The sequence below is a fragment of the Sulfurivirga sp. genome, assembly GCF_015490265.1.
GTDB lineage: Bacteria > Pseudomonadota > Gammaproteobacteria > Thiomicrospirales > Thiomicrospiraceae > Sulfurivirga.
The window spans coordinates 1-6222 of sequence record NZ_WFYD01000072.1 but is presented as its reverse complement, the minus strand read 5'-3'; the positions used below and the strand labels follow the sequence as shown (position 1 = coordinate 6222).

Annotated in this window: 9 protein-coding genes; 2 read left to right on the top strand and 7 right to left on the bottom strand. The window is 65.9% G+C overall.

Annotated elements, in window-relative coordinates; translation table 11 throughout:
- A partial coding sequence (locus F8K16_RS05210; RefSeq protein WP_294947903.1) for a DsrE family protein occupies positions 1-475 on the top strand: 475 nt, incomplete at its 5' end.
- Here F8K16_RS05210 and F8K16_RS05205 read toward each other — a convergent pair.
- Genes F8K16_RS05205 through F8K16_RS05180 form a run of 6 tightly spaced genes read right to left on the bottom strand, consistent with a single transcriptional unit; the run spans position 462 to position 5073 of the window.
- A complete protein-coding gene (locus tag F8K16_RS05205; RefSeq protein ID WP_294947900.1) occupies positions 462-1121 on the bottom strand; it encodes an MOSC domain-containing protein in 660 nt (219 codons plus the stop codon). The genes F8K16_RS05210 and F8K16_RS05205 overlap by 14 nt on opposite strands.
- Positions 1114-1680, bottom strand: a complete 567-nt coding sequence (locus tag F8K16_RS05200) for an HdeD family acid-resistance protein (protein ID WP_294947898.1) — start codon at positions 1678-1680, stop codon at positions 1114-1116. Before F8K16_RS05200 ends, F8K16_RS05205 begins: the two co-directional genes overlap by 8 nt.
- A gap of 55 nt (positions 1681-1735) precedes the next feature.
- Positions 1736-3112, bottom strand: a complete 1377-nt coding sequence (locus F8K16_RS05195) for an NAD-dependent succinate-semialdehyde dehydrogenase (RefSeq protein WP_294947896.1) — start codon at positions 3110-3112, stop codon at positions 1736-1738.
- Positions 3105-3419: a HigA family addiction module antitoxin gene (locus F8K16_RS05190; protein ID WP_294947893.1), complete on the bottom strand. Its 315-nt coding sequence runs from the start codon at positions 3417-3419 to the stop codon at positions 3105-3107. The genes F8K16_RS05195 and F8K16_RS05190 overlap by 8 nt, the downstream gene beginning before the upstream one ends.
- An 11-nt stretch (positions 3420-3430) precedes the next feature.
- Positions 3431-3709 carry a type II toxin-antitoxin system RelE/ParE family toxin gene (locus F8K16_RS05185; protein ID WP_294947890.1) on the bottom strand — a complete coding sequence of 93 codons (279 nt, stop codon included), beginning with the start codon at positions 3707-3709 and terminating at the stop codon, positions 3431-3433.
- 32 nt (positions 3710-3741) lie between these two features.
- Positions 3742-5073, bottom strand: coding sequence for a dihydroorotase (locus F8K16_RS05180; protein ID WP_294947887.1), 1332 nt, complete (start codon positions 5071-5073; stop codon positions 3742-3744).
- On the opposite strand from F8K16_RS05180, the gene yidD reads away from it, so the two are divergent.
- Positions 5072-5386, top strand: coding sequence for a membrane protein insertion efficiency factor YidD (yidD, locus tag F8K16_RS05175; protein ID WP_367122730.1), 315 nt, complete (start codon positions 5072-5074; stop codon positions 5384-5386). The two genes, F8K16_RS05180 and yidD, sit on opposite strands and share 2 nt — an antisense overlap.
- Before the next feature lie 57 nt (positions 5387-5443).
- Here yidD and folE2 read toward each other — a convergent pair.
- Positions 5444-6222, bottom strand: a 779-nt coding sequence (folE2, locus tag F8K16_RS05170) for a GTP cyclohydrolase FolE2 (RefSeq protein WP_294947884.1), incomplete at its 5' end; no start/stop codon positions are given.

Below are 6222 nucleotides of genomic sequence, written 5' to 3'. Positions count from 1 at the left end.
GGTTCTGCTGCTGGGGACTGCCGTGGCGGCGGAGAAGCCGTCTGTCGTCACGGTGCAGCAGAAGACGGGCATCAAGGTGGCCTACGACATCGACACCGGCGCGGTGACGCCGGGCACCGGCATCGGCAAGGGGCTCTACTATGTGCGTGGGCTGCTGGAGTCCTACAAGAAGCAGGGCGTGAAGATGGAGGATCTGGACATCCATGTGGTGCTGCACGGGCAGGCCGCCCTGCAGGCGCTGGAGGATGCCGGCTGGCAGCGGGTGTTCAACGACCCCTTCGCCGTCAATCCCAACCGGGCCATCATCCAGGAGCTGATCGACCATGGCGTGCACGTGGAGGTGTGCAATGTGACGCTCAAGGCCTATGGCTTCACGCCGGATGCGGTGCTGCCGGGCGTGCAGCCGGTGTTCGACGCCTACACCCGGCTGATCGACCTGCAGAACCGCGGCTGGGCCTATATCAAGTTTGACTGAGCAGGCGGGTCAGCTCGTCCCGCCACGCCTGTGACAGGGCGGGGTGGGACAGAGCCTGTTCGATGATCTCACGCTGCTCGGGGGTTCTGCCGCCGGCATGCTTGGCCAGAAAAAGGTCGTGGATGGTGGGGGCGGCTTGCTCTCCCGGCAGATGTTCCAGCGGCTGGCCGACCCGCAGCGGGGCCGCCTCCAGCACGCGCAGGTAGATGCCCACCCGCCCGCTGGCGGCGTAGCGCTGCAGGAAACCCTTGCGACCGGTGAACGCGCTGCCCAGCTCGTCCAGCTTCCAGCAGGGGGAGCGGGGCTGGGTCACCTCAAGCAGCGCGTCGCCCACCCTCAGGCGGTCGCCGAGGCGGACGACGGTTTCGTTGAGCGCATCCGGCAGGGTGAGGTTCTCGCCCAGCGCGCCCCAGTGCCAGAAGACGCCGAAGCGGGCGTAGTTGCCCGCGGGGATGGCCAGCACGGCCTTGTCCGGGCCGCCGTGGTTCTTCGTGTCTTTCTGCTCATCGCCCGCAAGGCCGGCCTCCGTGAGGGCCACCTCGCCGAACACGGGGTGTTTCTCGATGGCGGTTTCCACCGTCTTGCCGCGCCAGTGGCGGGTCTGTCCGCGGCCGATGTTGAGGCTGACGAGGGTCAGATCACTCATCAATGACCACCTCGCTGCGCTTTTTCAGCGCCCAGCCGACACGGGCCATGACAATGCCGTCGAACAGCAGGCTCACGCCCACGATCACGCCGAGGAACACCGGGGTGTTTTGCGGGAACTGCCACAGTGCCAGCAGGGCCAGCATGAAGGTGACCAGCGCGTTGAGGGCCGTCAGCCCCCAGCCTTCCAGCGGGTAGATCTGCCGGGCCAGCACCACGTTCATGAAGCTGTCCATGATGAAATAGACCGCCAGCAGCAGCGTCAGCGTGGCGATGGCCACCTGCGGCAGCAGCGCCAGCAGCACGCCGATGACCAGCAGCAGCACCGGTTTGGCCCAGCGGCCCAGATCCCTGTCCGGCGACAGCCAGGTGAAGTAGCCGGCCAGCACGCCGCCGAGAATCAGCAGCCAGGCGATCATGAAGTTGATGGCCAGCGCCATCACCTCGGGCAGCACGATGCCCAGCGTGCCCACGATGATCAGCGCCACGCCGAGCCAGAAGGTGCGGTTGCCCAGTCTGCGGGCCTCTTCGCTCGGCTGGATGTTCAGATAGATGCTCATGTCGCGCTCCTTTCCTTGAATGACAGGTTCATCATGGCGCCGAGGCGGCGGCTTTTCAACCGCCGATCCACAGCGTCTTGATGTTGACGAACTCCAGCAGGCCGTAGCGGCTCAGCTCGCGGCCCCAGCCGGAGTCCTTCACGCCGCCGAAGGGCAGGCGCGGGTCGGAGCGCACCATGTCGTTGACGAAGGCGCAGCCGCACTGCATGCCCAGCGCGATGGCCTCGCCGGTGGCGACATCTTCCGTCCACACCGAGCCGCCCAGTCCGAAGCGGGTGGCGTTGGCCAGCCCCAGCGCATGGGAGGGTTCGGTGTAGGTGGTGACGGTGGCCACCGGGCCGAACAGCTCTTCCTGAAAGGCGGGGTTGGAGGTGGTGACATCCGTCAGCAGGGTAGGGGCGTAGTAGGCGCCGGGACGCTCCAGCTGATGGCCACCGATGACCACGCGGGCGCCGTAGTCCTGAGCGCGCACCACCTGATTGTGCAGCTCGTCCAGCAGCTTCTGGCTGGCCATGGGGCCGAGGGTGATGGCCTCATCCAGCGGATCGCCGGGCACGAAATGCGCCTCGATGGCGGCGCGGAAGCGCTCAATGAATTCCGGTGCCTGGGTCTCGTCCACCAGAAAGCGCTTGGCGGCGATGCAGCTCTGCCCCATGTTCTGAAAACGGGCCTTGAGCGCCATGGGCACCACCTTGTCCAGATCCGCGTCCGGCAGGATGACGAAGGGGTCGGAGCCGCCCAGCTCCAGCACGCACTTTTTCAGCGCCCGCCCCGCGATGGCGGCCACGGCGCGGCCCGCCGCCTCGGAGCCGGTGAGCGCGATGCCGCGCACCTGTTCGTGGCGGATGGCCCGCTCCACCTGATCGGCGCCGATCATCAGGTTGGTGAAAAGGTCTTCCGGCAGCCCCGCTTCCTGAAAGACCGACTCGATGGCCTGCGCGCACAGGGGCACGTTGCTGGCGTGCTTGAGGGCCACCGCGTTGCCGGCGGCCAGCGCCGGTGCGGCGGCGCGGAACACCTGCCAGAAGGGGAAGTTCCACGGCATGACCAGCAGCACCACGCCCAGCGGCTGGAACACGACCCGGCTCTGGCGCGCTTCGGTCTCCACCACCTCGTCGGCCAGCATGGCCGGCGCCTGTTCGGCGTAGAAGTCGCACACCCAGGCGCATTTGTCGATCTCGGCGCGGGCCTCGGCAATGCGCTTGCCCATCTCTCGGGTCATCAGCTCGGCCAGCTCGTCGCGCCGCGCCCGCAGCCGCTCGGCCACCGCGCGGAGCCAGCCGGCGCGGGTGGGTGCGTCCGCCTTGTGCTGCCAGTCCCGGAAGGCGTAGCCCGCGTAAGCGAGCGCCTGATCCAGCCGTTCATCGTCCCAGCGGGCCACCCGGCCGTTCTCTTCCCCGGTGGCGGGGTTGATGGAGATGAATTCACGCATGATGAGCGTCCTTCTGTAACTGTGTGTAGGGTGGAATGGCGCTGAGTTCGGCGGCGATCTTCTGGCGAGTGCATTCGGCATCGTAGTGTGCCTGCAAGGCCAGCCAGTTTTCTGCGGCTACGCCAAAAAAAGCACCCAACCGCGTGGCGGTATCGGCGGTGATGGCTCGTTTGCCCTGCACGATCTCATTGATTCGCCGTCGAGGGACACCGATGGCCTTGGCCAGTGCATATTGGCTGATACCCAATGGTTCCAACCAGTCTTTCAGCAGAATTTCACCGGGGTGAACAGGGGGAACTTCACGCATGTGCTGATTCCTCAATGATAGTCCACGATTTCCACATCCCATGCATGGCCGTTTTCCCAGCGAAAGCATATGCGCCACTGATTGTTGATGCGAATGCTGTACTGCCCCGCCCGATCCCCTTGCAGTGCCTCCAGGCGATTGCCCGGTGGAATGCGCAGAAATTCCAGCTCACAGGCGGCATTCAACTGCTGCAGCTTGCGCATGGCAACGGACTCGAAAGACCGAAAGCGCGGAATGCGCCTGCCATGAAAAAATGCCTCGGTCTGTTTGCAGCGAAAGCTTCTGATCATGATGGTAACGCAAAAGGTTACGTCATGCAAAGTCAGCGGTCGAAGGCCAGCCGCATGCCGGGGGTGAAGGGCGCGAACCGGCCCTGCCAGTATTTCAGTTCCCCGTTGACCAGCGTGCCCACGACGGTGCTCTGGAAGGTGTGGCCCTCCCACGGTGACCAGCCGCATTTGTAGAGGGCGGCCTCGCGGGTGTCGGGGTCGGGGCGGGCGAGGTCCACCAGCACCAGATCGGCCCACCAGCCCTCGCGGATGTAGCCCCGCTTGCTGATCTGGAAGCGCTCCGCCACGGCGTGGCTGGTCTTTTCCACGATCAGTTCCAGCGGAAAGACGCCCTGATGGTAGAGGTCCAGCAGGGCCTGCAGGCTGCGCTGCACCTGCGGCAGGCCGGACGGCGCGCTGAAATAGGGCTGATGCTTTTCTTCCAGCGTGTGCGGGGCGTGATCGGTGGCGATGACATCGATGCGCCCGTCGATGACCGCCTGGCGGATGGCGTCCCGGTCGGCACGACTTTTGACCGCCGGGTTGCATTTGATCAGGCTGCCCTTGTCGGCGTAGTCCTCGTCACAGAACCACAGGTGGTGCACGCAGGCCTCGGCGGTGATCTGCTTGCCGGTGACCGGGCCGGGCTGGAACAGTTCCAGCTCCTCGGCGGTGGTGATGTGCAGGATGTGCAGCTGGGCGCCGGTCTCCTTCGCCAGTTCCACCGCGTGGCTGGAGGATTTGTAGCAGGCCTCGCGGCAGCGGATGTCCGGATGGGCGGAGAAGGGCACCTCATCGCCGTATTTTTCCCGGTATTCAGCCTCGCGGGCCTGAATCATGGGGGTGTCCTCGCAGTGGGTGGCGATGAGCACGGGGCTGTTGAGGAAGATCTGCCGCAGCGCTTCGTCCCGATCCACCAGCATGTTGCCGGTGGAGCTGCCCATGAAGATCTTCACGCCGCAGGCCTGTCCGGGGTCGAGGCGCTTGATCTCTTCCACATTGTCGTTGGTGGCCCCCAGATAGAAGCTGTAGTTGACCCAGCTGGTCTCCGCGGCGCGGGCGTGTTTGGCCTCCAGCGCCTCCAGCGTCACGGTAGGCGGGTTGACGTTGGGCATCTCCATGTAGCTGGTGGTGCCGCCGGCCAGTGCGGCGCGGGACTCGGAGGCAATGTCCGCCTTGTGGGTCAGGCCCGGTTCGCGGAAATGCACCTGATCGTCGATGAAGCCGGGCAGAAGATGCAGGCCGGTGGCGTCGATCTCCCGGTCTGCGGCGCGGTCGATCTGTGGGGCGATCTGTTCGATACGGCCGTGGGCGATGAACACGTCGGCGGGAAAGATGCGGCCTTCGTTGACCACGGTGGCGTTGCGGATGAGAATGGTGGACATGACTTCCTCGAATGATGACAAACCTGCCACCATTGTAGCCAAGCGGGTCGGGCGTGTGCTGGCCTGGCCGGTCATCGGGCTGGTGCGGCTGTATCAGAAGCTGATCAGCCCGCTGATGGGGCCCCGCTGCTGCTATTACCCCACCTGCTCCGCCTACACCGTGGAAGCGCTGAAAAGGCATGGCCTCTTCTGCGGCGGTTGGCTGGCCATCCGGCGCATCAGCCGCTGCCACCCGGGCGCCACGCCGGGCGAGGACCCGGTGCCCGACTGCTGTGGTCGGGGATGTGAGGATCGGGACGGAGAGAAAGACTGACAGGCACCGGCGGGTGGACCGGATGGGACCGACCCGCTCAGTAAAAGCGGGCGTGCCTCAGCGCTTGCACACCAGTTCGGGGTCGTCCGGATAGCCGCCGGACACGCCCTTGGTGACCACCGCCACGGCATCATGCGGATGCAGACTCTCATAGTGGTTGACCCGCGCCCAGTAGTCGGCGAACTGTTCTTCCGCGGCGTTGAGGGCCTGTTGCAGGCGGCGGGCGGCGTCCTCGCAGAACATGAGGTTGGCGGCGTTGAGGCGGGCGAACTCCTGCTCGTCCTCCCGCTTGACGGCGGCCTGCACCGGCGTCTGCAGGGCGCCTTCGATCAGGCTGATCAGGGCGGAGATGTCCAGCTCCGCTTCCGGCTGCAGGCGCACGCGCACCTGGGCGATGGAGCGCTGGCTGTGTGGGGTGGCGTTGACGCCCTCCGGCGTGGCCAGCCAGGCCAGCGCTTCTTCAAGGGAAATCTGCTCCTGCCCGGCGAAGCGCTCGGCAAAGGCCTGCTGGATCAGCTGGCGCGACAGGGCGGCGGAGCAGGGGCAGGTGGAGGAGTAGGGCACTTCCACGCCCAGCTCGCAGGCGAACGCGCCCCGGCGCAGCCGGGCACGCACCTCCACCGGATAGTGCTTCCAGCCGCTGTTGTCGCTCAGCAGTGAGGGGCGGCGCTCGTAGTATTCGAAGCGGAAGGCCACATGGGCGCTGTCGCTCAGGCCGTCGTGAGAGGCGATGAAGTCTTCCAGCAACTGCCGCAGGCCGGCCACGGAAAGCGGCGCCTCATTGGAGAAGGCGTCCATGCGCAGATAGAGGCGCGACATGTGAATGCCCTTGCTGG

Excerpts from the sequence above, each read along its gene's own strand:
- yidD (WP_367122730.1), top strand. The coding sequence starts at position 5,072 with ATGACTTCCTCGAATGATGACAAACCTGCCACCATTGTAGCCAAGCGG.
- F8K16_RS05180 (WP_294947887.1), bottom strand. The coding sequence starts at position 5,073 with ATGTCCACCATTCTCATCCGCAACGCCACCGTGGTCAACGAAGGCCGC.
- F8K16_RS05200 (WP_294947898.1), bottom strand. The coding sequence starts at position 1,680 with ATGAGCATCTATCTGAACATCCAGCCGAGCGAAGAGGCCCGCAGACTG.
- F8K16_RS05190 (WP_294947893.1), bottom strand. The coding sequence starts at position 3,419 with ATGCGTGAAGTTCCCCCTGTTCACCCCGGTGAAATTCTGCTGAAAGAC.
- F8K16_RS05205 (WP_294947900.1), bottom strand. The coding sequence starts at position 1,121 with ATGAGTGATCTGACCCTCGTCAGCCTCAACATCGGCCGCGGACAGACC.
- F8K16_RS05185 (WP_294947890.1), bottom strand. The coding sequence starts at position 3,709 with ATGATCAGAAGCTTTCGCTGCAAACAGACCGAGGCATTTTTTCATGGC.
- F8K16_RS05195 (WP_294947896.1), bottom strand. The coding sequence starts at position 3,112 with ATGCGTGAATTCATCTCCATCAACCCCGCCACCGGGGAAGAGAACGGC.